The organism is Collimonas arenae (assembly GCF_000786695.1).
Lineage (GTDB): Bacteria > Pseudomonadota > Gammaproteobacteria > Burkholderiales > Burkholderiaceae_D > Collimonas > Collimonas arenae_A.
The window spans coordinates 4,549,714-4,576,284 of sequence record NZ_CP009962.1; the positions used below are offsets into that span (position 1 = coordinate 4,549,714).

Sequence of the window (26,571 nt, forward strand, 5' to 3'; positions counted from 1 at the left end):
GAATATAATTGCGGATCAAAAAAGGAGTAAGTGATGGACTTTAGCATAAAAACCAACGACGCAAAAACCTCAATTGCCTCTCTGAAAGCCGGCTGTATCGCAGTCGGGATCTATGAAAACAAGAAACTGTCGCCACAAGCGTTAGCTCTTGACAAAACTGGTGAAATCACTGCCGCACTAAAGTCCGGAGATATTTCCGGTAAACCAGGTTCCACCTTGTTGTTGCGCAAAGTCGCCGGCGTCGCCGCCGAGCGCGTCCTCCTGATCGGCCTCGGCCCTGACGGCGAACTGAGCGACAAGGTCATGTCGATGGCTGCGCTGTGCATAGCTCGTGTTTTGGCCACTTTGGGCGGCAATGACGCTCTGCTGGCCCTGCCATTCGACGGCATCGCCAAACAAACCCCGGAACGCGACCTGGCATGGGCCATTCGTTCCTCCATCATGGTACTGCGCGATAACAACTATCGCTCCGACACCCTGAAAAGTAAAAAAGAAACAACATCCGGCGTCAAGAAGATCGCTTTTCTGGTCCCTGCCGCCAAAGCTGCCGATGCCAAGGACGCCCTGACGCAAGGCCTGGCGCTCGCCAACGGCATCGACCTGACCAAGGAACTGGGTAACCTGCCTGGCAACGTCTGCACCCCGACTTACCTGGCCAACACCGCCAAGAAGCTGGCCAAGGAATACAAGCTGTCGGTAGAAGTGCTGGACCGCAAACAGCTGGAAGCGCTGAAAATGGGCAGCTTCCTGTCTGTTGCGCGCGGCGGCGGCGAAGCACCGAAATTCATCATCATCAAGCACCTCGGCGGCAAAGCCAAGGATGCACCGACTGTACTGGTTGGCAAGGGCATCACCTTTGACACCGGCGGCATCTCGCTCAAGGGCGGCGCCGGCATGGATGAAATGAAGTACGACATGTGCGGTGCCGGCTCGGTGCTGGGCACCATGCGCGCCATCGCCGAACTGAAGCTGAAGCTGAACGTCATCGGCGTGATCCCAGCTACAGAAAACATGCCTTCCGGCACCGCTACCAAACCTGGCGATATCGTTACCTCGATGTCTGGCCAAACCATCGAAATCCTGAACACCGATGCGGAAGGCCGCCTGGTGCTATGCGATGCGCTGACCTATGTGGAACGCTTCAAGCCAGCAGCCGTGGTGGATATTGCAACGCTGACCGGCGCTTGCGTGACATCGCTCGGCCATCACAATTCCGGCTTGTTCACCCGTCACGACAGCGCGCATGATGCGTTGGCCAACGAATTGCTCAGCGCCGGCAAGGCGACTGGCGACACCGCATGGCGCATGCCGATCGAAGATAGCTACCAGGAACAGCTGAAGTCGAACTTTGCCGACATGGCCAACATCGGCGGCCCGGCCGGCGGCAGCATTACCGCAGCCTGCTTCCTAGAACGCTATACCAAGAAATATACCTGGGCCCACCTGGATATCGCTGGTACGGCATGGAAGAGCGGCGCAGCCAAAGGCGCCACCGGACGGCCAGTGGCGTTGCTGACCACTTTCCTGATGAATCGCGCTGCTGCAGCCAAGTAATCGGTTTAATCGGTCATTGGATGTGAAACGGGGTGTTGGCTTTGTCGCCAACACCCCGTTTTTATTTCCGTATCCGTAATTATTTAGCTAATTAAGCAAGTGTGGCGACCACCGGCGCGTGGTCCGACGGCTGCTCCCATTTACGCGGAACGCGGTCGATTACGCAGGCGGTGCATTGTGCTGCCAGCGGCGGCGACAACAGGATGTGGTCGATCCGCATGCCGCGGTTCAGGCGGAAACCCATCTGCCGGTAATCCCACCAGCTGAACAATTTTTCCGGCTGCTCGAACATACGGAAAGCATCGGTCAGCTGCAACCCCTGCAAGCGCACGAACGCCGCCCGTTCCGCCGGCGACACCAGGTTCTGCCCTACCCACGCCGCCGGATCATGGACATCGCGGTCTTCCGGCGCAATGTTGTAGTCGCCCAGCAGCACCAGCTTCTCGTGTTGCTGCCGCTCGCTCTGCAGCCAGTCATGCAAAGCATCCAGCCACTTCAGTTTGTACTGGTATTTGTCCGAATCGAGCGACTGGCCGTTGGGAATATAGGCGCAGACCACCCGTATCCCTTCGATGGTCGCGGCGATGATCCGTTGCTGCAGATCTTCATAGAGCGGATTGTTCTTGACCACATCGGTGATCGGATGGCGCGACAAAATCGCCACGCCGTTATAGGTTTTCTGGCCGCTGAACACCACGTGGTAACCGGCGGCCTCGATTTCAGCCGCGGGAAATTTATCGTCGGTCAGTTTGGTTTCCTGCAGCGCCAAAATGTCTACCGGGTTATCGGTCAGCCATTGCAGCACCTGCGGCAGGCGCACCTTGAGGGAGTTAACGTTCCAGGTTGCTATTTTCATCAAATTCGAATTCTTCAATATTTTAAAAGACACAGTCCATTGCTAAATAGCCTTGGGATCTGCCACGCCTGCACTTTACACCAAATATCCTTCGGTCAAATTACAACAAGTATGTTGACAAGTCATGTCCCCACCCATAATATGTATATACATCGATGCATATACATATTAAGGTAAAGCATGCAAAGCCAATGCAGTTGTTCAACCCTGCGGCAACTCACCCGCAAAATGACCAATATCTACGATCACTATCTGGCGGCCGATGAACTGACCATCAGCCAGTACTCCCTGTTGGCCAGGATCGGCAAATACGGTCCGATCGGCGTTATCCCGCTGGCGGCCAATATGGGCATGGACCGTAGCACCATGAGCCGTACTCTCAAGCCTTTGATCGCGCTGGGCTGGATCCAGACTGTCGACATGCCGCTGGAAATGCTGACCGATAAACGTTCATTCGGCGTCAGCCTGACCAGCGCTGGCCAGCACAAGTGGAAAGAATCCATGCCCAACTGGCGCAAGGCGCAAAACGAAATCGACGCAATACTGGGCGAAGAAACCCATTATGCCCTGAAGACCCTGGTCGATAACGCCAACCTGAAGTTCGAACAATACGAGCACACTCTCCCATGAACCACACCATACAAGCCATCATGGCGCGCCTGCGTTTCAATTACGTTTGGATAGTCGTCGGCATTATCTTCCTGGTCTTGCTTTCCGCGGCCGGTATCCGCGCTACGCCATCGGTGATGATACTGCCGCTGGAACACGAATTCGGCTGGACCGTCACCACCATTTCATTCGTCATTTCAGTCAATATTGCGCTCTATGGGCTGATCGGACCGTTTTCAGCGGCGGCTATGCAGCGCTATGGCATCCGCCCCATCGTCCTTGGCGCGCTGGTATTGCTCGCGATAGGGACTTTCGCCAGCACCTTCATGACGCTGCCATGGCACATGGTGCTGGCCTGGGGCATCCTGGTGGGAGCCGGCAGCGGCGTCGCCGCCAACACGCTGGCTGCGACGATCGTCAGCCGCTGGTTCGAGACGCGCCGCGGCTTGGCGATGGGCTTGCTGACAGCCAGTTCTGCCACCGGCCAGATGGTATTCCTGCCGCTGATGGCTTACATGGTCGAGCATTTCGGCTGGCGTTCGGTGGCGATCCTGGTCGCCAGCGTGGCGGCGCTAGCAATTCCTCTGGTGGCGATCTTCTTGCCTGAACGCCCACAGGATATCGGCTTGAAGCGCTATGGCCAACACGATGAATTGCCCCCGGAAGCGCTCGGCAAGGGTAAAAACCCACTGTCCATTGCGTTCGGCGCCTTGGGCAAGGCTGTCAAGATCCGCGATTTCTGGCTGCTGTTTTTCAGCTTCTTCATCTGCGGCATGAGCACCAATGGCTACATCGGCTCGCATTTCATCGCCATGTGCGGCGACTACGGCATTACTGCGGTTGGCGGCGCCAGCATCCTGGCGACCATGGGTATGCTGGATCTTGTCGGCACCACGATGTCGGGCTGGCTGTCGGACCGCTTCAATCCGCGCGTGCTGCTATTCTGGTATTACGGGCTGCGTGGAATCGCGCTGATTTTCTTGCCGCACGCTTTCGGCCTGAGTTATTTCGGCCTGCCGGTGTTCGCCTTGTTTTATGGACTGGACTGGATCGCCACCGTACCGCCGACCGTGCGCCTGGCCAACGACGTATTTGGCCGGCTGGCCGCGCCTATCGTGTTCGGCTGGATCGTCGCAGGCCATCAGCTGGGCGCTGCCAGCGCCACCCTGTTGGCTGGTTCGCTGCGTAACAGCCTGGGTAGCTACACCTTGTCGTCAATATTGATGGGTGCGGCTTGCATCGTCGCTTCTGTGCTGGTGCTGCGGATCAAAGGCCATCATGCGGGCGGCGATTTGATTCCAGCGGTTCCCGTGCCGGCGCGATAATCAATTTACGAAGACTTGACGGTGGCCACGATATCGCGGGCCACCTGGCGCGAGTTCATGATGATAGTGTGGATGGTCGGCAGCAAGTGCAGAGGCAGCGATCCCAGCTGCACTTCGCCGACCGACAGGATGCCGTCGTTAGGCTCGTCTCCAAACGGCATCCAGTTGCCGCGCGGGCCTTTGATGCCGGCATAGATGTGCAACGGAATCTCCGGCGCAGGCAAGCTATCCATGAATTCCTGGCGCCCCAGCAACTGTCCCATTTCGCCAGTCAGCAAACGGAACAGGCGCCACCGCGATAATTTGATGGCATAGCTGGATGCGCGGGTCGGCGGCGCCAATAGGAAAGCCATCTCTGGCTTGTGGCTTAACAACGGTTGCACGCCACGGGTCAGCACGCAGCCCAGCGAATGACCGACCATGATGAAACGCTCATCGCCGACACGGACCGCGATGAATTTGCACAGGCGCTCAAGACAAGGCTGCCAGCGCTCGAACGCCGCCGAATAGGCAAACAGATGGGTGGTGATGCCTGCTCTTCGCAGGCGTCTGGCCAGCAACAGCATAGAGGCCGGGGTGCGCCCCATGCCGTGCACCAGAACAGCATGCATCTTGATATCGGCGGATGAATGATCGCCCATGGCGCACTAGTATTTTTTCTTCAGCTGCTTTTCGAAAGCGACGTCGAGCTTGCTGACGCGCTTGGGTTTTTGCGGACCGTAGGCGTTGACAAAGCGGACGAAATCATCCAGCTCCAGGGCTTCGCTGAGTTTGACCGGTGCGTCAAAACCGGCGTTCTGCGTCAGGTAAAACAACTCTCCCGCAGTTCGCACCATCGAATAGCGCACTTCGGTGCTACGGGCATTGAGACGTTCGACCGCAGCTGTCGCTCGGGTTGATCTCATGACGCTCTCCTGATATGTTTCATTTGCTTCCAACACTGTAGTTTGATTTCAAAGTTCGCGCTGACTGGCAAAATGCCGTCGCCGGCCATCCAGGGGATCGGTGAAAGAAATCTCCCTCGCCAGCAGTTTCAGCGGCGCCGACCAGTCGTCGCCTTTACAGGGATACACTTCCGGATAAAAGGTATCGTTGATGATCGGTATCCCCAATGCCGCCAAATGTACACGCAGTTGGTGCTTCTTGCCGGTCAGCGGGTGCATATGGTACAGGCTACATGTTTCCCGCTGTTCTATCAGCTCAATCCGGGTCTCCGAGTTCGGCTCCCCGGCAACTTCCTGCATCCGGAAAAACGGAACGCCATCCACCATGCGGCTACGATGCACCAGCGGCAAGGCAAGTTCCGGCCTGGTCGGCGCCAGCGCTTCATAGGTCTTATCGACCAGCCGTTGCTGGAACAAGGACTGGTAAGCGCCGCGGCTGGCGACGTCATGGGAGAAAATCACCACGCCGGCGGTTTCGCGGTCGAGCCGGTGGATCGGCGTCAGATGCGCCAGTCCGGTCCTTTTTTTCAGACGCACCAGCAAGGTCTCGTGCAGGAAACGGCCGGTAGGGATCACCGGCAGAAAGTGCGGCTTGTCGGCCACCAGTATGCGCTCGTCCTGATAAAGAATGATTTCTTCGAATGGGATCGGCGTCTCGGCGTCCAGTTCACGGTAATAAAAAATGCACATGCCGCGCCGATACGGACTGTCCGGCGTCAGCCGGACGCCATCGCCATCGACCACTTCGCCACGCGCCATCCGCGCTATCCAGGTTGCACGATCAATCGCACGAAAACGCTGCTCCAGGAATACCAGCAGGTTGGGCCAGCTACCAGCGGGCAGCCACAGATAGCTAGGCGCAACGCCATCTACAATCGGTAGCGGCGGTGCGGGCACCTGCGTCATCACAACACCCGTTGCCAATAACCGACGTCGATCCAGCGATCAAATTTCTTGCCGACCTGGGCAAAATGCGCGACTTTTACATAACCCATTTTTTCATGCAAGCCGACGCTGGCCGCGTTCGGCAAGGCGATGCCGCCGATCACGGTATGTACCGGCAATTTTTCCAGTTCAGCAATCAAGGCGTTATACAACGCGGTCCCCAAACCCTTGCCCGCTGCCAGCGGCGACATATACACAGAGCTTTCCACCGCATGCTGATAGGCGGCGCGCGCGCGCCATTTGGTGGCATAGGCATAGCCTAGAATCTGTTCTCCGTCGACGCATACCAGCCACGGCAGGTTCGCCGTGATATCAAGGATGCGCTGCCCCATCTGCTCGGGCGTCACCGGCTCGGTTTCAAAACTGATGACTGTGTCGAGTATGTAGGGATTGTAGATATGGCAAATGGCTGCTGCATCGGCGATATCGGCCGGGCGAATGATGTGGGTCATGGCGGAAATGGATCAGGGAAGCAGGTTGCACAAACGAATACACAATCATACCCCCATTCCCTTCGCCATGACTTTGATATAGCGGGCTCAGCCGCGTAACGCATCCTTGATCTGTTGCAGCGAAGCCGGATCTTCAATCGTCGTCAGATCGCCCGGATCGCGTCCTTCACAGATCGCCTGTATGGAACGGCGCAACAGCTTGCCGGAACGGGTTTTCGGCAACAGATTAACGACATAGACGTGCGCAGGCCGGCCGACGCTGCCGATCTGTTTATCGACGACGCGCATGATTTCCTCCTCCAGCGCGGCCCGCCCTTCTGCCGTGCTTTCTGCAACTTTAGGAATCACGAAAGCCACCGCCACCTGGCCTTTCAACTTGTCTTCCACGCCGACCACCGCTACCTCGGACACGTTCGGATGGCTGGAAATGCTCTCTTCGATTTCACGCGTGCCAAGCCGGTGGCCGGCGACATTGATCACATCATCAGTGCGGCCGAGTATGAAATAGTAGCCATCTTCATCGCGGATGCCCCAGTCGAAAGTGGAATATGCCGGCCGGCCTGTCTGCGGGATAGGCGTGGCCCAATAGGTGTCGACGCAGCGCTGATCGTCGCCATAGATGGTTTGCATGCAACCGGGCGGTAACGGCCATTCGATCACTACCACGCCCTTTTCATTGGCGCCACACAGCTCGCCGGTGGCTTCATTCAGGAGCTGCACCTTATAGCCATACATTGGCACGCCCGGGCTACCCAGTTTGCTCGGCTTGTTCTCAATATTCTTGGCAATCGTCATGATCGGCCAGCCGGATTCAGTCTGCCAATAATTATCGATGATGGGTACGCCAAGCGCTTCGGAAATCCATCTGGAAGTAGTTTCGTCCAGCGGTTCGCCGGCCAGGTACAACGCCTGCAAGGAAGACAGGTTGTACTTCTGCATGAGCTCGGGCGGCTGCTTTTTCAGTACGCGGATTGCTGTCGGCGCGGAGAACATCCGCGTGACCTTGTATTTCTCGACGATGCTCCACCAGACACCGCCATCGGGACGGATCGGCAACCCTTCATACAGGATGGTAGCCATGCCCGCTATCAGCGGGCCGTAGACGATGTAGGAATGGCCGACTACCCAGCCGATATCAGACGTACAGAAGAAAGTACCGCCGCCCTTGCTGCAAAAGATAGTATCCATCGACGTGGCCAATGCCACCGCATAACCGCCGACATCGCGCTGCACGCCCTTGGGCTTGCCAGTGGTGCCTGAGGTGTACAGGATATACGACACCTCATTCGATTCGAGCCAGACTACAGGCACCTTGGCGTCGATGTGCAAGCGACGCTGCTCGGTGTAATCGACATCGCGGCCAGCCATCGTTTCCATCGCCGCCAGACCGCGGTTGACCATCAGCACATGTGCCGGCTTATGCTGCGCAAGCTTGATCGCATCGTCCAGCAAACCTTTGTAAGCCACCACTTTTCCACCGCGTGAACCGGCATCGGCCGAGACAATCAGCTTGGGCGTGGCGTCGTCGATCCGGCTTGCGAGACTGTTGGAAGCAAAGCCGCCGAACACCACCGAATGAATAGCGCCGATACGCGCGCAAGCCAGCATGGCGAAGGTTGCCTCGGCGATCATCGGCATATAGATCAGCACGCGGTCGCCGCGGCCAACGCCGAGCGACTGCATGATGGCGGCAGTACGATTAACCTCCGCATGCAGTTCACGGAAGGTATAGGTCTTCTCGGTATCGGTTTCGGTCGAAATCGCGATCAGCGCAGGCTGGTCGCCGCGCGTCGCTACCCAGCGGTCTACCGCGTTGTGGCAGAGATTGGTGGTGCCATCGACAAACCAGCGGGCAAACGGCGGCCGGCTATCGTCGAGCACTTGCGAAAACGGGTGATGCCAGTCGATCCTGCGCGCCTGCTCAGCCCAAAATGTGGACGGTTCATCGATCGATCGTTGATAAAAGCTGGCGAAACTCATGCTGTCTCCTTGTTTCCTGAAAAGAATCGTAGGGTTGGAAGACTCCCAGCACAGGGCGAGCATTCCGACCATGCATGCTTCTGCGGCATGTTTTCCGCGACTACATCAACGCCAATAACAAAGCGCCCCGTCAAAGCGAGACGCAAGTCATTTAGAGGCTGTTGCAAACACAGATCGCCAGGCGCTCCGACGAAGACAGTACGAACAGTACGGCTAGGAGGGTGCAGCAGGGGTTTCAGACGACACTGTCGTCTGCCTGCGGAACGACCCGGGCTTGCAAGTCCGGGCGCGCCCTGCAAGGGCAACAACGCCAGGTGTGTTTGCAACAACCTCTTAGATCACATAGAGGTCAACATACTCGTTGACTGCCATGTCTTCCAGCTTTTTCTGATCCAGCGAGACTTCCAGGATCTTCTGTTGCTGTTTGACCGACAGCTGGCGCGCCAGGTTGATCTTGAACTTGGCTTCCAGCAGCGGAATGCCATCCTTGCGCCGCCGCGCATGGCCGATCGGGTATTCGACCACGATTTCCTTGAGCTTCTTGCCGTCTTTGAATTCGATTGTCATTGCATTGGCAATCGAACGCTTCTCAGGATCATGGTAATCCTTGGTGAAAACCGGGTCTTCGATGCAAACGATCTTGTCGCGCAGGACGTCAATACGTTTGTCCGCAGCGACCTTGTCTTCATAGTCGCCGGCAGTCAGGCGGCCGAAAATCAGCGGCACCGCCACCATGTACTGGATGCAGTGATCGCGGTCGGCTGGATTATTCAGCGGCCCTTTTTTGTCGATGATACGGATGCAGGCTTCGTGGGTGCGGATGGTGATCTTCTTGATGTCCTCGACCGACTTGCCTGCCTTGGCCAACTGGCCGTGCGTGGTCATGGCGGCTTCCACCGCGGTTTGCGCGTGGAATTCGGCAGGGAAGGAAATCTTGAACAGCACGTTTTCCATCACATACGATGCGTATTTACGCTGGAACTTGAATGGCTGGCCTTTGAACAATACATCGTAGAAACCCCAGGTCTTGGCGGTCAGCACGGACGGATAGCCCATTTCACCGCTCTTGGCGATCAGCGCCAGGCGCACTGCGCGCGAAGTCGCGTCGCCCGCAGCCCAGGATTTACGCGAACCGGTATTCGGTGCATGGCGATAAGTGCGCAGCGACTGGCCATCAACCCATGCCAGCGATACCGCATTCAGGATTTCTTCACGCGCCAGGCCCATCATTTCCGCCACGACGGCGGTCGACGCAACCTTGACCAACACCACATGATCCAGGCCGACTTTATTGAAAGAGTTTTCGAGAGCGATACAGCCTTGGATTTCGTGCGCCTTGATCATGGCGGTCAGCACGTCTTTCATCTTCAGCGGCTTCTTGCCAGCGGCGATCGCATTGCGCGCGAGCCAGTCGGCGGTCGCCAGGATGCCGCCCAGGTTGTCGGACGGATGGCCCCATTCCGCCGCCAGCCAGGTGTCGTTGAAATCCAGCCAGCGGATCATGGCGCCGATATTAAAGGCTGCCTGGATCGGATCAAGCTGGAATTGCGTGCCTGGTACTTTGGCGCCGTTGGGTACGACAGTACCGGGGACAATCGGCCCCATCAGTTTCTTGCAGGCTGGATATTCCAGCGCTTCCAGACCACAACCCAAGGTATCGATCAGGCAGTTGCGCGCCGTGTCGTAGGCAACCTTGGATGTGATCTTGTATTTGGTCACATAGTCGACGATATCGACCAGCACCTTGTCGTATTTTGGGCGGACGTTGGAGATGTGAGCAGACATTATTTCCCTTGAAGGTGAAAATGAAAGCGAAATATCAAAACCAAAGCGAAAAAATTAAAGCAACATTCATCATGCCATCGCGAACATCACCAACGTCGTCCCAATCAAGATATCAGCAAAACATCAGCGCAACTTGCATTCGTTAGCCAGCTGCTGCCCCAGTTTCGAGTTGAGCAGCATCGACTTGGCAGGAATTTGAATCCATACCAGTCCGCTAGCCTTGTCTTCCAGGCGCACAGCACCGGTCGTAGTGCTGACCGCCGTCATTGGGTAGCTGCGGCCCTTCCAGCTTAGGCTGACAGCGCCGTCCGTGCCACTGGCGAGGCTGACCTTGTTGCCCAGCTCGCAGAAAAAATTACCAGTCAGCAAATTCGCTGCAGGCGTCGGTTCAAGTTTCAGCAGGTTCGGCAAGGTTGGTTCCGGCTTGGTGTCGACCAATGGAACGCTGGAGCCGCAGGCGGCCAGCAAGGCGGTGAGCGTCAACGCAGAAGCGATATGGAGGTAGTTACGAGCGATCATGTAGTCCCGGCCCTTAGGCAGTAAGTAAGCATTCGGATAGACAGCATCGCATAAAAAGCGACACGGCCTTCTCTCGGCTCATGCATATGCCTGTATTGCCATTTTGCATACAAGCACTATTTGCGTTTGCCAATCGGGACAAATTTTAAATCTTCTAGGCCTGCATAATTCGCCAATGGACGAATAATATTGTTATCGATGCGTCAATGGCGACAACTTCAGCCATACCGGACGGCTCGGGCACTTGCAGTGCTAGCGAATTCACCGCGGATGAAGCGGTCGAATACATGGGCGTATCGATAGCGGCTTTTCGCTGCGATCGTAATTATCGTAAGCAAGGCAAAATCAGCGCCTCGTCGATCCTCGACACCTCGCGGCGGCATCCTCTGGCTATGCTGCACGATCTGAAGCAGGCGCTGCGCATCGTGTAATAACAACGTCATTGCACGCTGGCAACGCCTATCGTATCAATCGTCTTTGGCGCCATCGATCCCCAATTCCTGGATCTTGCGTGTAATGGTGTTGCGGCCGATGCCAAGCCGTACCGCAGCATCGTTCTTGCGGCCATGCGTATGCCGCAAGGCGATCTTGATCAGGGCCGATTCAAATTGACGGCCCAGCACATCCATCACATCCGCGTCGCCGTTGCTGAGCATGCTCGCCGCTTCGGTTTCCAGCAGCGTGACCCAGCTTTGCCTGTCAACGCTGGCTGCAGCGGGTGCGGCAGCAACGGCAGGCTCTGCATATTGCACAGCCATGCCGACGCCGGAAGACGCTACGGAAAGATGCGGATCAAACGCTACCGGCCGGTGCGCCGGGCTTTCCAGCTGTGTGCTTTGATCGCGTCCGCTCACCAGGTCCTGCGGCAAATCCTTGATCTCCACAGTCTGGCCGGGCGCCATCACGGTGATCCAGTTGCACAGGTTTTCCAATTGCCGCACGTTACCGGGCAATTCGAGGCCGCTCATGAAGCGCATGGCGTTATCCGATACGCGCTTGCTTTCCACTCCCAGCTGTTTGGCGCTCTGGCTGAGGAAATAACGTGTCAGGATCGGGATGTCTTCGCGTCGCTCGCGCAAGCTCGGCAAGCGCAGCCGGATCACGTTCAAGCGGTGATACAAATCTTCGCGAAACAGGCCTTCGCGCACCCGGGTCTCCAGATTCTGGTGGGTGGCGGCGATTACCCGGACATTGGCTTTCAGGGATTGATGTCCACCGACCCGGTAAAAATGGCCGTCGGACAAGACCCGCAGCAAGCGCGTCTGCAAATCGAAAGGCATGTCGCCGATTTCGTCGAGGAACAAGGTGCCGCCTTCGGCTTGCTCAAAGCGCCCGCGGCGTGAGGCCTGTGCGCCGGTAAACGCTCCGCGCTCGTGGCCGAACAATTCGGACTCCAGCAAATCCTTCGGAATCGCAGCGGTGTTAAGCGCGATAAATGGCTGCGCAGCGCGCGGACTATGCTTGTGCAGCGCCCGCGCCACTAATTCCTTCCCGGTACCGGACTCACCGGTAATAAGCACCGTCACGTTCGATTGCGACAGACGGCCGATGGCGCGAAACACGTCTTGCATCGCCGGCGCCTGCCCCAGGATTTCAGGCGTCTCGCTGGACGCTTGTTCGACATTCGCTTCGCGCAGGCTTTCTTCCAGTGCGCGGCGGATCAGTTCGACCGCCTTGTCGACGTCGAACGGCTTGGCAAGATACTCAAAGGCGCCGCCCTGGAACGCCGCAACGGCCGAATCAAGATCGGAAAATGCGGTGATGATAATCACCGGCACGCCGGGAAACTTGGCCTTGACTGTTTGCAGCAACTCCAGGCCGGAGGCGCCCGGCATACGAATATCGGATACCAGTACTTGGGGGGTATTGGTTTGCAGCGCCTCGATTGCATCGCGCGCATTGGAAAAACTTTTTGTGGTCAGGTTCTCGCGAGCCAATGCTTTTTCAAGCACCCATCGTATCGATTCGTCGTCGTCAACAATCCAGATTGGTTTCATATGTTTTCTCTAACCTAGGAACGGTAGTAGAACGCGCCCGAGTGTGCTTTTATCGGGGTGCATGGCAAGGCGCGACGACGCTGCAGGGTATTCCCTGCAAGGAGAAGCAACGCGGCCAGGCGCCTCGATAAAAGTGCAATCGGGTGCGTAACGCTTTTACTCTTTAGAGGAACGACTAGATTTCTCATATTCTCAATGTCCACATGGCTTTCCAGATTCAGGCAAGTGGTCTGCTGCCGTTTCCAGGTTCAAGCAACGCTAAGCACTTACCGAACAAGCAACTGGTTCTCGTAATCAATGCGATAACAAGACAGGCTTCAAGGCAGTGGTATAAGAATTCTGAAATCCGTACATCCCGGCCGGCTTTCGCATTCGATGACACCCATGTGCTGCTGCACAAAGGTTTGCGCCAGCGTTAAACCCAAACCGCTGCCGCCATCGCGTCCCGATACCAGCGGATAGAAAATGCGTTCCTGGATCTCGACCGGAATGCCGGGTCCATTGTCGATGATATGCAAGTCTAGTGCCAGCCGGTAGCGTACCTTGGCCAGCGTCACCTGGCGTACTACCCGGGTCTGGAAAACCAGTTCGGCGTCGCCGGCCTTGATACGCTCGCTCAAGGCTTGCGCCGCGTTGTGGGCGATATTGAGAATCGCCTGTATCAGTTGTTCCTTGTCGCCACGGAATTCCGGTATCGACAAGTCGTAATCGCGCTTGATCGAAAGACCGCTGGGGAACTCGGCGACAATCAGGCTGCGCACCCGTTCGCAGACTTCGTGGATATCGACATCGCCGACGATCTGCGCTAGCCTGTGCGGCGCCAGCAAGCGGTCCACCAGCGTCTGCAAGCGGTCCGCTTCCTTGATGATAACTTGCGTGTATTCGCGCAATTCCTTGACGTGACGCTCCGGCAACTCAAGCTCCAGCAGCTGTGCCGCGCCGCGAATGCCGCCCAGGGGATTCTTGATTTCATGCGCCAGGTTGCGCACCAGTTCCTTGTTGACCTGACTCTGGTCGATCAGGCGCTCTTCCCGCTCCAGCTTCAGCTGCTGCACGTTTTCACGCAACTCAATCAGCACTGGCATCTCGGGATTGTCGAGCGCCGTAACGATCGTATCGACCCACAAAGGCTCGCGCCCAACGCGCTCCAGGATCAGGTCCTGGCGGGAGTCATCGAACTGGTGCTCCAGCGCCTGCTGGAAAATCGCCAGCAGCTGTTCTGGATTGAGGAACAGGTCGGACAGCGTTTGCTGCTTCAGCAAACGGCAGGAACTCTCCAGCATGTTTTCTGCGGCGGCATTGGCAAACACCAGGCGCGCATGCTGATCAAGCACCAGCACTGAAGACGCCAGCAGATCAAGGCTGGCAAGCGCATTTCGTTCGGTGGGTTTTATTGGCATCCGGGCATCCTCATGAAAAGACCTGATTCCGACTGGCACCGCCTGCAACGGATGAGGTTGCACGCGGCAAGGCACGATGCGCCGCTGTCATGGGAAGTATCTTGGTGATTGAAATGGTGCATTTTCCGAGCATAACAAGCTTTGTAAGCGATGTCGGTGGGTAAAACGCCGGATTGCAACAAATTGGTGCATCCGGTACTTCCTTATCCGGGAGTCAGTCGGACTTAGGAGATCGAAGCGAAAAAATAACTGAGCGAGGACAGATTTTGCCGGATTCGAAGTGTCAATAGCAAGCTATTGACCAAGAAGCTGGTGAAATATGGAGCGCTCAGGTATTTTTGCAGCCGATCATCCTAAGTCCGACTGACTCCCAATACCGGATAGGCAAAAATAAAGGCCGCGATTGCGGCCTTATGCATTAAGCAAGGTTGATACCATGCTGCAGGATTACTTCAGATTCGACAGTTCCCGGTTGAGCGCGTCGATATTTTTCTCGCTGCGCGAGATATCTTCTTTCATCGATGCCACGCGGTCCTGGTACTTGGCGTAGTTTTTCTCATTGCCTTGCCGTTCCGGCGTACCGTCGTTGTAGTCTTTCTTGAGGTCGGCGAGGCGCTGTTGCTCCTTGCTCAATTCATCTTGCAGGATCTGGCGACGATCGTTGTCGCGGGTTTTTTGCGTGCCGTTATCGACTTTCGGGAAATCGCTCGGGGTCGACGCCGCCGGTTTGCTGACAGAACCGCCTTCGCGCACCGGCTTGCTCGACGAAGTCACGGTCAACGGCGGCAGGCTGACGCGCTTGCAGCCTTTGGTGTCACCGGTATTCTTGTATTCCTTGACGCCATTCTGGTCAACGCAAAGAAAAACTTCGCTTTCGGCATGGGCAACGTTGGCAAGCATGCTGACTGCCGCCAACAGCAGAAATCCCGGGGAAAAACGCAACATGAGACGCTTCATAGATTTTCTTCGCAATTCAATGGAGTCGCTAGTTTATGTCAAGAAACTTCCAATGACAAACCATCCCGCACAATATAATTTATGACAGCCGCACAGAGAAAACAAGCGTGCCAAAAAAACAAAAGGACAGGAAAAATTCCCTGTCCTTTTTATCTTGCCGGCCAATCTTGCGCTGTGCAAGAACGGCCGTCAAAACTTGCGCAATAACTTACACCGAATAGTACATATCGAATTCGATCGGGTGCGTCGTCATGCGGAAGCGTTGCACTTCCTGCATCTTCAAGTCAAGGTAAGCATCGATCATGCTGTCGCTGAAGACGCCACCACGGGTCAGGAACTCGCGATCCTTGTCCAGCGCTTCCAGTGCTTCTTCCAGCGAAGCGCAAACGGTAGGAATCAGTTTGTCTTCTTCTGGCGGCAAATGGTACAGGTCCTTCGATGCTGCTTCGCCCGGATGGATCTTGTTTTGCACGCCATCCAGACCTGCCATCAGCAATGCTGCAAAGCACAGGTACGGGTTAGCCAGCGGATCTGGGAAGCGGGTTTCGATACGGCGGCCTTTTGGATTCGCCACGTGAGGAATACGGATCGAAGCCGAACGGTTACGCGCCGAGTACGCCAGCTTGACCGGTGCTTCGTAACCTGGAACCAGACGCTTGTACGAGTTGGTGCCTGGATTCGTGATCGCGTTCAGCGCCTTGGCGTGCTTGATGATGCCGCCGATGTAGAACAGCGCGAATTCGGACAGGCCTGCATAGCCGTCGCCAGCGAACAGGTTCTTGCCGTCTTTCCAAACCGATTGGTGCACGTGCATGCCGGAACCGTTGTCGCCAACGATAGGCTTTGGCATGAAAGTCGCTGTCTTGCCATAGGTGTGTGCAACGTTCCAGATCACGTATTTCATGTTCTGGGTCCAGTCGGCGCGCTCAACCAGGGTCGAGAACTTGGTGCCGATTTCATTCTGGCCGGCGCCAGCCACTTCGTGGTGATGCACTTCAACCGGGATGCCCAGCGATTCCAGGATCAGGCACATTTCCGAACGCATGTCCTGGAAGCTGTCGACTGGCGGAACTGGGAAATAGCCGCCCTTGACGGTAGGACGGTGGCCGGTGTTACCGCCTTCGAGCTTGGCGCCGGTGCTCCACGATGCTTCTTCGGAACCGATCTTGACGAAGCAGCCCGACATGTCGGCACCCCAGCGGACGTCGTCGAAAATGAAGAATTCTGGTTCTGGACCGAAATAGGCGGTGTCGCCCAGGCCGGATGATTTCAGGTAGGCTTCTGCGCGCTTGGCGATCGAACGCGGGTCGCGGTCATAGCCCTTGCCGTCAGATGGTTCGATCACGTCACATTGCATGAACAATGTGGTTTCTTCCATGAACGGGTCGATGTTTGCAGTACTTGGATCCGGCATCAGCAACATGTCGGAAGCTTCAATACCCTTCCAGCCAGCAATAGAAGAGCCGTCGAATGCATGACCCGATTCGAATTTGTCGATATCGAAATGAGAGACAGGGACAGTTACGTGCTGTTCCTTGCCCTTGGTGTCAGCGAAGCGAAAATCAACGAATTTGACTTCGTTGTCTTTTGCCATTTTCAAGACTTCTGCGGCTGTCATTGCCATGTGAATCTCCTAAGGAATATGAAAATACTGCTAGTGAATTGTGCGCACCAGTCCAGGATCTGTTGCGCGCAAAATTCAGCATCGCAGTAACATCGTGGACAGGAAGTGAGAAGATGGAGACTCTCGGATTTAGGGAATCGAGGCGAAAATGCAGCCGATTGCTTAAATCCGAGAACCTCCCAGACCGAACAGCAACTTTCAGTACGACCAGAACTCAGGCAGGATGATAGCAGAATCCATGCCACCATCCGTCCGTGTAACTGTTCATAGTCGGTATTGTAATTAGCTAGTTTAAAAGGCTCAATTCAGGCTGAATTTGGGCTTTTCCTTTCGATCAGCCTAGGTATTGGGAAAATCATAAGTCACCACATCGGTGCAAGCACTTTCGATGGCACCGTTTTCGTGCAATCGATTGGATAAAATGATGTTTTGCGCAATTTTGGTGCACAAGACAATAAATTAAGACCATTTAAGACCATTATTTGATAAACCAGCAACTCCTCCAGGAGAAATAGCATGACCAGCAGCGAACTCTTCACCATAGCGAAACAACGCGGTCAAAACGATCAGCTTCCGTATGCCGGCGCCGTTACCCCCGGCGAGGCATTCGCCCTGCTGGAAGCGGACGCCGCCACTATTCTTGTCGATGTCCGCACCAATGCCGAGCGCGACTGGGTTGGCCGGGTTTCGATTGCCGGAGCGCAGCACGCGGCGGCGCAATGGTCGCAATATCCGGGTGGCGTGCAGAACCCGGATTTCCTGGCGCAATTGGCGCAGATCGCGGAAAAAGGCACGCCCCTATTGTTCCTTTGCCGTTCCGGCGTCCGTTCGCAGCACGCAGCCAAACTGGCGACCGAACATGGCTATGTCAACTGCTTCAATATTCTGGAAGGTTTCGAGGGCGACAAGGACAATAACGGCCACCGCAAGAACGTCAACGGCTGGTGCAAAGCGGGCTTGCCTTGGATGGGCGCCTAGAACTTCTCAGTTCTGGATTTTTATGACTTCTGATAGGCCAGGATACGGTTCTCGTATTTCTGGTCGTCAATCACGTGCCAGGCCATCCCGATGTCGGTGAACCCGTAGGCCTTGTAAAAGGCGAGCGCACGAGTGTTGCCGGCCCAAGCCTTAAGCCAGAGCAGCTTGCCGGCGTGTTTCATTGCATGGTCCAACAGTGCGCGGCCGATGCCGCGGCCATGAAAATGTTCCTGCACGTACAAGGTGTCGACTTCGACGCCGCCGTAGTTTTGTTCCTCGCATGGCGAGTCGAGATCCAGCAGGATATAGCCAAGCAGGTTGGCGCCATCCACTTCCACTAACAGGCGGTAATCAGTATCGGCAATTACCTCTTGAAAATATGCAGGCGTGAAGATGGTGAGGACTTCGCGTGCAAGGTCATCGCTGACGCCTTCGGTGGCGTAAGTATGTAGCCAGACCTGTATCGACAAAGCGGTCAGGTTCATGCAATCGGCTGCTACTGCGTCGCGGATCAAATTCCACTCCTTGCTTAATCTTAATAATGGATTTCAGCTGGCAAGCGAGGCAATCGCCACCCGCGCGGCGGCCAGGTCCCAGGCTGCCTGGCCAACGGTTTTGTATACCGGCAGCGCCGCTTGCTGCACAAAACCGTGGGCCAGCACATCGGGCAATTCACGCACCTTGCTCCAGTCGATCTGCGCTTGCAACAAGTCCCCCGCTTCGTGTTTGGCGCCTGCCAGGCAGTCCACCACCACAGTACGGCTATGCAAAAGCTCGGCCGGAAATTCCACCATGTCGGGCTTGAACGCGCCGACGCCGATCGCCAGCGTGTCGGCCGCGATATTAACCGGTATCACCGCAGTACGCGAGGTGGTCAAGGCTATCACCAAGTCGGTATGCGGTAATTCAGTAGCTAATTTATCCGCAGCCACGGGCTTGACCGTGATGTGCGGATGACGCAACTGCAATGCATCGCAAAAGGCTTTCGTCTTCGGCAAATCACGGGCGGAGATCCAGAATTCGCTGACGCCGAAATAATCAACCAGGCCATCGGCATGCGCGATGGCCTGGACGCCGGTACCGATCAGCAAGGCCGATTTCGGCTTGAACGGCAGCAAAGCCTCGATGCCGAGCAAGCTGACCGCAGCGGTGCGGCGCGCGGTAACGGTTGGTCCGTGCAACAGCGCCAGGCGGTGGCCGCTGGCGGCATCGAATACCACCACTTCGCCCTGGATCGCCGGTAACTGATGCTGCGCATTATTGGCGTGCACCGTGATCAGCTTGGTCATGCCGATATCGGCGGCGACCGCCGGCATGCATAGCAGCACGCTAGCCTTGTCGATCTCCACCACCATGCGTTCGGGGGCGTTGATCTTGCCTTCGCGCAGTTGCTGCGCAACTTTTACCAGCGCAGGCACCAGCGCAGAATACGGTAGCGCGGCGGCGGTCTGTTGAGCGTCGAGAATTTGCATTTGTCTGCGAACCATTCCTAAGAGGCTGTTGCAAACACAGCTGGCTAGGCGCGCCGACGAAGACAGTACGAGTAGTACGGCTAGGAGGGGCAACAACGCCAGATGTGTTTGCAACAGCCTCTAAATCACATTAGCGCAAGAAGAAACCTTGCGGGAAAGGGTCGCTGTCTTCCAGCACCCATTGATTAAAGCCCATGATATGCGCGTTGCCGGTCACCTCAGTGATGGCGGCGTCGAATTCGCCGACCTTGGCGGTCTCGGTGACGCGCACCCGGAAACAGCTGCCTACAATGCTTTCATTAACCAAGGTCTGGTTCAATGCCAGCTTCTGGCGCAAGAATAATTGCGCGGCGCGGCCCGAGGTGCCGGTGCCAGTCGGTGAACGGTCCACTTCGCGGTCCGCAAAGATGCAGACATTGGCCTGGTCCGCAGCTGGATTGTTCGGGGCGCCGTCGATGATGGTGCCGTACAGGCTATCCAGCCCCGGTTCCAGCGGATGCTGGATCTTTACCTGGTCCTTGACGGCCTGCTTGGTTTCGGCGCCCAGCTGGATCAGTTGCCGCACCTGCTCCGGCTTGATCCGGACTCCAGCCTGGTCGCCGTTCATGTAGTAATAAAACGCGCCGCCGAACACGATATCGCCAGTCACCTTGCCAAAGCTCGGCGTCTCGACTTCAACATCGCGCCGATAGATAAATGCTGGTACGTTGCGAAACGTCACCGCGCCTGCACGCTGGCCGTCCCACTCGACCTGGGCTTCGATAAATCCGGCTGGCGTGTCAAACCCTATCCGCGTCAGCGGCACAGTGCGTTCGACATGGTTCAGCTCGACCAGCACCTTGCCCAGCGCGATGATGCCATGGCCGCACATGTCGCTATAACCTTCGTTATGGATGAAGATCACGCCGAAATCGGCGGCCGGCGTGACCGGCGGCAGCAAGTAGGCGCCGTACATGTCGGCATGGCCGCGCGGCTCGTTCATCAGGAACTGGCGCAAGTCGTCGCGTTGCGCCTTGAGCCAGCTGCGGCGTTCAAGAATGGTCTTGCCTGGGACTGGCGGCAAGCCGGAAATCACGATGCGCAGCGGTTCACCGCCGGTGTGTGCATCGACCGTGTGGATGGTGCGTGTGTAACTCAGCATGGGATTTTCTTGAGAAAACGGAAAAGAATTGCATGAACCACTGCAAGGTGGAGCGAAGGCAGCAAAAAAACAGGCCGGGTACGCGTAGCGCAGCCCGGCCTCGATGGTGCTTAGTAGCTGGTCAGCGGTACTGGTGCGCCACCCTTGAAGTTGTACACCGTCACTGGCGACTGCTTCAGGTCGTGGTTGGTGTCGAATTCATACTCGCCGGCGACGCCCTTGTAGTGGATCTTTTCGAGTGCCGACACGTATTGCTTAGGATCGACCGAGTTGGCTTCTTTCATCGCCTGGGCGATCACCATCATGCCGTCGTAGAACGAAGCTGCATAAGTCTCTGCAGGACGGCTGTAACGCTTCTGGTAATCAGCTGCGAAGGTCTTGCCGGAAGCCAGTTTGTCCAGCATGGCGCCACCCTGAGTGCAATACACCTGGTCGGTAATCGCATCGCCGCCCAGACGGCCCATTTCCGGTGCGCAGATACCATCGCCGCCCAGGAACTTGGCGCTCACGCCCAGCTGTTTCATCTGGCGCATCATAGGACCGCCCTGTGGCGAGTAGCCGCCGTAGAAAATCGCGTCCGGTTTCTTGGACTTGATGGAGGTCAGGATAGCGGTGAAATCGGTTGCCTTGTCGTTGGTGAAGTCATTGCCGAGCACTTTGATGCCGTTGGCTTTGGCGACTTTGGAAAATTCTTCCGCCAGGCCCTGGCCGTAAGCGGTACGGTCGTCGATGATCGATACGGTCTTGACCTTCAGTTCCTTGGCTGCATACAGCGCCATCTTGCCGCCCAGCTGGCTGTCGCTGGCCGCTACCCGGAATACCGAGTGGAAGCCTTGCAACGTAACCTTCGGATTGGAAGCCACGGTGCCCATGACGATGCCGGCATCGTTATACACGCGCGAAGCAGGAATCGTCACGCCCGAGTTGTAAGGACCTACCACCGCCTTGACGCCCTGGTCAACCAGCTTTTGCGCAACGCTGACGCCAGCGCGCGGATCGGCCTGGTCATCTTCCATCATCGCTTCAAACTTGATTTTCTTGCCGCCGATAACCAATCCCTGGCTATTCAGCTTGTCGATCGCCATGGCCAGACCGCCTTGGTTGTCGCGGCCTGCCGATGCCTGTGGGCCGGTCAGCGGGCTGCTAAAGCCGATCTTTACAACTTGTGTCTCCTGCGCCATTGCGAGCGCTGGGAATGCTGCCAACATAACCATCATCAATTTGGTCCGTGCGTACATGGCTTTTCCTTTCGTCTGTCTTTAATATAATGTTTTTTTAATAACGGCACCCATCGTTAGGCGTGGGAGTCCGGGGGACGGCTCTTGCAGATCGAATCCTAGCAGGGACACCGCCACATTAAATTCTTTTATGCGGCGGCTTCTCCGTAGATTCGATGGAAAAAAAGCGTGATTTAACCCGGATTTTAGTTGCTATCCGTCAGATTGGGAAACAAAACGTCCGAGCGCAGAGGCCGGTGGAGAGAATAATATTCAGTGGCAGTCGGGCACGTTCTGATCCAGATAGACTTCAAACGCGACATCGTTGATCCATGTTTTTTGATTGTCGGCCCAATAGCTGCCGCGACTCCACTCCTGGTTCAATCGCTGCAGATAGCTAGCTAGCTCGCCGTCTTTCGGCCGCAAGACGAAAGTCAGCCTGGCAGCACTGGCGCTGAGCGGCAGGCTGGCTGAGAATTTTTTCCACTCGGGTAAAGCGAGCATGCCGTTCAGCACTGCATCGTCATGCATGGCGGCGTCGCAACCTCCCGTCCTGAGCGCCAGTAAAGCGTCGGCCGGGGCCTTGTATATTTTTTCTACGGCGGCGTAATTTTTCCCCATGGCGCCGATATAGCGACTGCCTTGCGCCATGCAGATGCTGCGGCCCTTGAGCTGCGCCAGACGCTTGATATCGGTGTCGTTACGCATGATCAGCTTGGGGCTGGCTTGATAGGCAGTAGGAAGCAGGCTGGCATTGACGCGCAAGATATCTGCATCGGCTTCGGTCAGATCCAGCAAAAGCAAATCAACCTTTCCTTGCGCCAGCATTTGCAGACGATTTTGCGCCGTCACTTTCACCGTCACCAGATGCACGCCCAATTGCTTGGCCAGATCCTCGGCTACCGTGTGATCGAAACTCTCGGGCGTCCGGTACTTGGCCCCTGCGACGTACTGCGGAACGACATAACTGACGCCAACCACCAGTTTTCCACGCTGCATGATTTTCTGCACGGTCGCGGCCGAAGCGCTAATTTGCAAAGTACAGGCCAGCAGCAGGAGCGTAACTGCATGATGGAAAAATTGCGAAGGCGCACTCATGGAAATCAATCAGACGTACTGATAGCGCAATACCCGATGCTTCAGGTTTTCCAGAATGAACTGGTCGATCAACGCCGCCAGGATCGCGATCGCCAGGATGTTGGTCATCACGCCGGTCATGTCGGCGGTTTCACCGGCGTAGGCCAAAGTACGGCCCAGCCCTTTACCGAAACCGATCAGCATCTCCGCCGATATCAGCGCACGCCAGGCATTGCCGAACGCCAGCTGGGCGCCGGTGATCAGTTCCGGCATGACTGCCGGCAGATATACCCGCTTCAACATATCCCAGCGCGTAGCGCCCATCACCCGCGCCGCCGAGACATGCACTTGCTGCACGCTTTCGGTCGCGTTCATGACGCTCAATGCCGCCGGGAAAAAAGCCGCCAGCGCCACGACCACCATGATCGGCAGGTTGCCGAAGCCCATCAGTATCAGGAACAGTGGCACCCAGGCAATCGAGGGAATCGACTGCAAGATGATGATGGCCGATTTCAATACTTCGCGGAAGAAAAACAGCACTGCGCCGATCAGGCCGAAACCAACGCCGAACAGCATCGCCGCCGCATAACCGCCGCCCAGCCTGGTCAGGCTGCCCCATAGGGCGGTACGGAACTCCGGCGTCAGCGCTTCCTGCCACAAACGTCCCAGCACCGGCAGCACGCCCGGCATCAGGAAATCCGGCAATGACCACGCGGCAATCTGCCATAGCAGGAAGATAAACAGGATGGCCAGCAACATGGCTAGTTTCTTGCGGTAACCGACCAACCGGCTTTGAGTACTCATAGATGAACCAGAACAATACGTCGTTGTTGAAAAATAGCTGCAGGCAAGGCCGGATCAGAGCTTGCGGTCTTTTTGCCAATCGAGATCGATGATGGCGTTGACGTTGAACGGCTTGCCGTCACGCGTTTTCAAAGACCCCTGTTCCTGCAGGATATTCGCCAGCTCCTGCATACGCGCCAGTTCCTTGGCTGTCAGCACGGCGCTGAACGTCTGGCTCTTGATGGCGTCGCTGATCACCGTTTCACGCGGCAGGTCGCCGTGTTTCAGGGTTTTCAGGGTGGGATCGGCGATGAAATAACCGGCGATCAGTTTCGATGCCGCAGCGGGATCTTTTTGCAGCAGATTAATGGCTTCGCGCTGCGCGTCCAGCGATTTCCAGACAGCTTCGCGCCGTTTCGCCAACGTCTCGCCGGAAGTGATTACGACCATGCAAGGGAAAGGCCAGACTTCGCCGACTTCATATATCTGCTTAACTGGCGCCACCAGCTTTGCAATGCTGGCTTGCGGCTCAAACAGGAAGGCGGCATCGACGCGCTTGCCGACCAGCGACTGCACTGCCACCTGCGGGCTGACGCCGAGAATATTCACATCGTCGGCTTTCAGGCCGGCGTTCTTGAGCGTCACACCTTTGAGCACCGTATCGGCGGTGCTGCCTTCGGCCTGTGACGCCAGCGTATGTCCTTTGAGTCCGGCGACATCCTTGATGCCGCTATCTTCGCGCACCACGATGGCGTGATAGCCATGCTGCGCGCCGGCCACCACTTTCAGGTCGGCGCCTTTGGAGGCCCAGGCCGCAGCGTTGGTAAATCCCAGCACGCCGCTATCGAGCTGGCCGCCGACGATGGCCTTGATCAGGTCAGTACCAGATTTGAATTCGATCAGTTCGACATCCAAGCCATGTTTCTTATAAAAGCCGCCCTCGAATGCGGCAATCGCTTGCGCATCGTCCATTACGCGCAGATAACCGATCTTGAATTTTTCTGCAGCCGAAACCTGGCCCGCCAGCGCTAGCAAAAGTGCAGGAAGCAGCAAGAACGGCTTAAATCTCATATTGAATTTCATGCTGCAATATCCTCAAGTTTTTTGGCGAATGCGTCTTGCTCTGCGTGTATCCCGAGCAGGCAAAGAATTTCCCGCCGGGTGGCGGAAAATTCGGAAAGATCGTGGGTTTTCTCGTGTCGGTTCAACTGGAACTCGCGCAGCACCTTAGCCGGACGCGGACTGAATACCAGAATGCGGTCAGCCAGGAACAAGGCTTCGTCGACATCGTGCGTCACCAGCAACACCGTCGGACGCTCTTCCCGGATCAGCTGGCGCAAAGAATCCTGCAAAGTCATGCGCGTCAAGGCATCCAGCGCGCCGAACGGCTCATCCAGCAGCAGCACTTTTGGCTTGGTGATGAAAGCGCGCGCCAACGCCGCGCGTTGCCGCATGCCGCCGGAAACCTGATGCGGATAGTAGGCTTCAAAACCCTGCAGACTGACTTTGGCAAGCCAGTCGCGCGCTTGCTGGCGGGCACTAGCTTTGCTCACTTTTTGCAGCTCCAGCGCCAAGGCCACATTGGCTTCCAGGGTCAGCCACGGATAAAGTGCATTCTCTTGAAACATCAGCATGCGCTCGGGATGCGGACCCTTGATGTCCTTGCCATCGGCCAGTACTGCGCCTCTGCTTGGAACGCCAAGGCCCGCCGCCAGATGCAAGAGCGTCGATTTGCCGCAGCCGGACGGACCGACCAGCGCGACCAGTTCGCCTTCTTCGATTTCACGGCTGAAATCGTCGATGACCGGCAAGCCGGAAAATTGCTTGTTGACGTGCTTGAAAGATAACTTCATGGGGAAATGGCGGCTTTCGCGTCGAATTGCAGCGCCGCTTCTTAGTTGGCAAGCGCATATAAAGTGGATTTTTTATTTGCTTTTCACTTTATCGGTCAACTTTCCGCCTTACAACAACTTATAACTTCTATGCTTATGCGAAAAACAAATATAGAAATCATTCCATAGAAATAACTCTCACTCTCGCTGCTCCACATTTTCCCCCGTCGCGATCATGGCCCGCAATGCCGTTTGCACATCGGGATAATGCAAACGAACGCCCAACTCTTGCTTGATCCGCTGGTTTTGCAAACGGCGCGATTCCGACATGAACGACAGCAGCATCGGCGACACTACTTTTTCCAGTTCGGCCCGCGGAAGCCGGGGCGGCGGCGGGAAGTCGAAAGCCTTGGCCACCAGGTCGAAGTACTCCGCCATCTTCAGTTGAGAATCGTCGCTGGCATGGTAGACCCGCAAAGGCGCTGCCTTGAACAGCGCTGCAGCGATAACCCGCGCCAGGTCGTCGGCATGAATGTGGTTGGTATACACATCATCCTCGGCAACCAGGGCCGGCGTCCCCTTGCGCAAGCGCTCCAGCGGCAAGCGGTTTGCCGCATAAATGCCCGGCACCCGCAGGATCGCCAGGCGCCCTGAACGGCGTCGCGCCCATCCGCGCAAAACCTGCTCGGCATCGACGCGGCGCCTGGCACGACCATTGTGCGGCTGCAGGGTCTGGGTTTCGGTAATCAACGCTCCGTCGCAATCGCCATAGACGCCAGTGGTACTGATGTAAACAAGAGTGGCGCGCTCGGGTAAAATGGCGGCCAGATTGCGGGTACGCTGGTCCTTTTCTCCCGCCGAATGCGGCGGCGCCAGATGCACAACGATCTGCGCCAGACGCGCAAGGCGCGCCAATGTTGCCGGTTGATCAAGATCGGCTACCAGCGGAATCGCCCCGGCAGCACGCAGTTCAGCGCAACGGCTTGGCTGGCTGGTCACCGCCAACACGCGAAACCGGTGTTGCAATAGTTCTAACAAACGCAGTCCCACGTCGCCGCAACCGAGGATTAGAAGGCGCGGCTTTCCAAGCTTATCGCCATGGTGTTGTTTTATATTTTTCATTA

26 protein-coding genes are annotated in these 26,571 nt (G+C 56.5%); 5 read left to right on the forward strand and 21 right to left on the reverse strand.

The window, feature by feature from the left end; translation table 11 throughout:
• Positions 1 to 33 precede the first annotated feature (33 nt).
• Positions 34 to 1,554, forward strand: coding sequence for a leucyl aminopeptidase (locus LT85_RS20035; protein ID WP_038492450.1), 1,521 nt, complete (start codon positions 34 to 36; stop codon positions 1,552 to 1,554).
• Between the two features lie 91 nt (positions 1,555 to 1,645).
• On the opposite strand, the gene xth is transcribed toward LT85_RS20035, so the two are convergent.
• Positions 1,646 to 2,410, reverse strand: a complete 765-nt coding sequence (gene xth, locus LT85_RS20040) for an exodeoxyribonuclease III (protein WP_038496936.1) — start codon at positions 2,408 to 2,410, stop codon at positions 1,646 to 1,648.
• A gap of 228 nt (positions 2,411 to 2,638) precedes the next feature.
• Between xth and LT85_RS20045 the strand changes: the two genes are divergently transcribed.
• A complete protein-coding gene (locus LT85_RS20045; RefSeq protein WP_253273585.1) occupies positions 2,639 to 3,040 on the forward strand; it encodes a MarR family winged helix-turn-helix transcriptional regulator in 402 nt (133 codons plus the stop codon).
• A complete protein-coding gene (locus tag LT85_RS20050; protein WP_038492456.1) occupies positions 3,037 to 4,344 on the forward strand; it encodes an MFS transporter in 1,308 nt (435 codons plus the stop codon). Before LT85_RS20045 ends, LT85_RS20050 begins: the two co-directional genes overlap by 4 nt.
• Positions 4,345 to 4,349: 5 nt before the next feature.
• On the opposite strand, the gene LT85_RS20055 is transcribed toward LT85_RS20050, so the two are convergent.
• The 7 genes from LT85_RS20055 to LT85_RS20085 all read right to left on the reverse strand — a co-directional run bounded on the left by LT85_RS20055 (position 4,350) and on the right by LT85_RS20085 (position 10,969).
• The gene (locus LT85_RS20055) at positions 4,350 to 4,985 is read right to left on the reverse strand and encodes an esterase/lipase family protein (protein ID WP_052135343.1); all 636 of its coding nucleotides are present in this window, start codon (positions 4,983 to 4,985) and stop codon (positions 4,350 to 4,352) included.
• A gap of 6 nt (positions 4,986 to 4,991) precedes the next feature.
• Complete coding sequence (locus tag LT85_RS20060) at positions 4,992 to 5,249, reverse strand: hypothetical protein (protein ID WP_038492459.1); 258 nt, start codon at positions 5,247 to 5,249, stop codon at positions 4,992 to 4,994.
• A 48-nt stretch (positions 5,250 to 5,297) separates the two neighbouring features.
• Positions 5,298 to 6,194, reverse strand: a complete 897-nt coding sequence (locus LT85_RS20065) for a pseudouridine synthase (protein ID WP_038492462.1) — start codon at positions 6,192 to 6,194, stop codon at positions 5,298 to 5,300.
• A complete protein-coding gene (locus LT85_RS20070; protein ID WP_172657009.1) occupies positions 6,194 to 6,685 on the reverse strand; it encodes an arsinothricin resistance N-acetyltransferase ArsN1 family B in 492 nt (163 codons plus the stop codon). The genes LT85_RS20065 and LT85_RS20070 overlap by 1 nt, the downstream gene beginning before the upstream one ends.
• An 87-nt stretch (positions 6,686 to 6,772) precedes the next feature.
• Positions 6,773 to 8,665, reverse strand: a complete 1,893-nt coding sequence (locus LT85_RS20075; RefSeq protein WP_038492465.1) for a propionate--CoA ligase — start codon at positions 8,663 to 8,665, stop codon at positions 6,773 to 6,775.
• 333 nt (positions 8,666 to 8,998) lie between these two features.
• The gene (locus LT85_RS20080) at positions 8,999 to 10,450 is read right to left on the reverse strand and encodes a bifunctional 2-methylcitrate dehydratase/aconitate hydratase (protein WP_038492467.1); all 1,452 of its coding nucleotides are present in this window, start codon (positions 10,448 to 10,450) and stop codon (positions 8,999 to 9,001) included.
• Between the two features lie 123 nt (positions 10,451 to 10,573).
• The gene (locus LT85_RS20085) at positions 10,574 to 10,969 is read right to left on the reverse strand and encodes a hypothetical protein (protein ID WP_038492470.1); all 396 of its coding nucleotides are present in this window, start codon (positions 10,967 to 10,969) and stop codon (positions 10,574 to 10,576) included.
• A gap of 206 nt (positions 10,970 to 11,175) precedes the next feature.
• On the opposite strand from LT85_RS20085, the gene LT85_RS20090 reads away from it, so the two are divergent.
• Entirely contained in the window at positions 11,176 to 11,400 is a 225-nt protein-coding gene (locus LT85_RS20090; protein ID WP_038492473.1) for a hypothetical protein, read from the forward strand.
• 36 nt (positions 11,401 to 11,436) lie between these two features.
• Here LT85_RS20090 and ntrC read toward each other — a convergent pair whose 3' ends face one another.
• From ntrC to glnA, 4 genes are all read right to left on the reverse strand, one after another.
• On the reverse strand, positions 11,437 to 12,966 hold the full coding sequence (ntrC, locus tag LT85_RS20095; RefSeq protein ID WP_038492476.1) for a nitrogen regulation protein NR(I): 1,530 nt from the start codon (positions 12,964 to 12,966) through the stop codon (positions 11,437 to 11,439).
• A 317-nt stretch (positions 12,967 to 13,283) separates the two neighbouring features.
• Positions 13,284 to 14,366, reverse strand: a complete 1,083-nt coding sequence (glnL, locus tag LT85_RS20100; RefSeq protein WP_038492479.1) for a nitrogen regulation protein NR(II) — start codon at positions 14,364 to 14,366, stop codon at positions 13,284 to 13,286.
• A 447-nt stretch (positions 14,367 to 14,813) separates the two neighbouring features.
• Positions 14,814 to 15,323: a hypothetical protein gene (locus LT85_RS20105; protein ID WP_038492482.1), complete on the reverse strand. Its 510-nt coding sequence runs from the start codon at positions 15,321 to 15,323 to the stop codon at positions 14,814 to 14,816.
• A 208-nt stretch (positions 15,324 to 15,531) separates the two neighbouring features.
• The gene (glnA, locus tag LT85_RS20110; RefSeq protein WP_038492485.1) at positions 15,532 to 16,947 is read right to left on the reverse strand and encodes a type I glutamate--ammonia ligase; all 1,416 of its coding nucleotides are present in this window, start codon (positions 16,945 to 16,947) and stop codon (positions 15,532 to 15,534) included.
• Positions 16,948 to 17,463: 516 nt separating this feature from the next.
• On the opposite strand from glnA, the gene LT85_RS20115 reads away from it, so the two are divergent.
• Complete coding sequence (locus tag LT85_RS20115) at positions 17,464 to 17,925, forward strand: rhodanese-like domain-containing protein (RefSeq protein WP_038492488.1); 462 nt, start codon at positions 17,464 to 17,466, stop codon at positions 17,923 to 17,925.
• 20 nt (positions 17,926 to 17,945) lie between these two features.
• Here the strand turns inward: LT85_RS20115 and LT85_RS20120 are convergent, their stop codons facing one another.
• From LT85_RS20120 to LT85_RS20160, 9 genes are all read right to left on the reverse strand, one after another.
• Positions 17,946 to 18,410, reverse strand: coding sequence for a GNAT family N-acetyltransferase (locus tag LT85_RS20120; RefSeq protein ID WP_156117593.1), 465 nt, complete (start codon positions 18,408 to 18,410; stop codon positions 17,946 to 17,948).
• Positions 18,411 to 18,473: 63 nt separating this feature from the next.
• Positions 18,474 to 19,397: a delta(1)-pyrroline-2-carboxylate reductase family protein gene (locus LT85_RS20125; protein ID WP_038492494.1), complete on the reverse strand. Its 924-nt coding sequence runs from the start codon at positions 19,395 to 19,397 to the stop codon at positions 18,474 to 18,476.
• A gap of 130 nt (positions 19,398 to 19,527) precedes the next feature.
• On the reverse strand, positions 19,528 to 20,538 hold the full coding sequence (gene lhpH / locus LT85_RS20130; protein WP_038492497.1) for a trans-3-hydroxy-L-proline dehydratase: 1,011 nt from the start codon (positions 20,536 to 20,538) through the stop codon (positions 19,528 to 19,530).
• Between the two features lie 110 nt (positions 20,539 to 20,648).
• Complete coding sequence (locus LT85_RS20135; RefSeq protein ID WP_038492500.1) at positions 20,649 to 21,776, reverse strand: branched-chain amino acid ABC transporter substrate-binding protein; 1,128 nt, start codon at positions 21,774 to 21,776, stop codon at positions 20,649 to 20,651.
• Between the two features lie 252 nt (positions 21,777 to 22,028).
• Positions 22,029 to 22,853: a transporter substrate-binding domain-containing protein gene (locus LT85_RS20140; RefSeq protein WP_038492502.1), complete on the reverse strand. Its 825-nt coding sequence runs from the start codon at positions 22,851 to 22,853 to the stop codon at positions 22,029 to 22,031.
• Positions 22,854 to 22,862: 9 nt separating this feature from the next.
• Entirely contained in the window at positions 22,863 to 23,636 is a 774-nt protein-coding gene (locus tag LT85_RS20145) for an ABC transporter permease (protein ID WP_038492505.1), read from the reverse strand.
• 54 nt (positions 23,637 to 23,690) lie between these two features.
• On the reverse strand, positions 23,691 to 24,686 hold the full coding sequence (locus LT85_RS20150; RefSeq protein ID WP_038496945.1) for an ABC transporter substrate-binding protein: 996 nt from the start codon (positions 24,684 to 24,686) through the stop codon (positions 23,691 to 23,693).
• Positions 24,687 to 24,694: 8 nt separating this feature from the next.
• A complete protein-coding gene (locus tag LT85_RS20155) occupies positions 24,695 to 25,468 on the reverse strand; it encodes an ABC transporter ATP-binding protein (protein ID WP_038492509.1) in 774 nt (257 codons plus the stop codon).
• Positions 25,469 to 25,645: 177 nt separating this feature from the next.
• Positions 25,646 to 26,569 carry an SDR family oxidoreductase gene (locus tag LT85_RS20160; protein ID WP_038492511.1) on the reverse strand — a complete coding sequence of 308 codons (924 nt, stop codon included), beginning with the start codon at positions 26,567 to 26,569 and terminating at the stop codon, positions 25,646 to 25,648.
• Positions 26,570 to 26,571 lie beyond the last annotated feature (2 nt).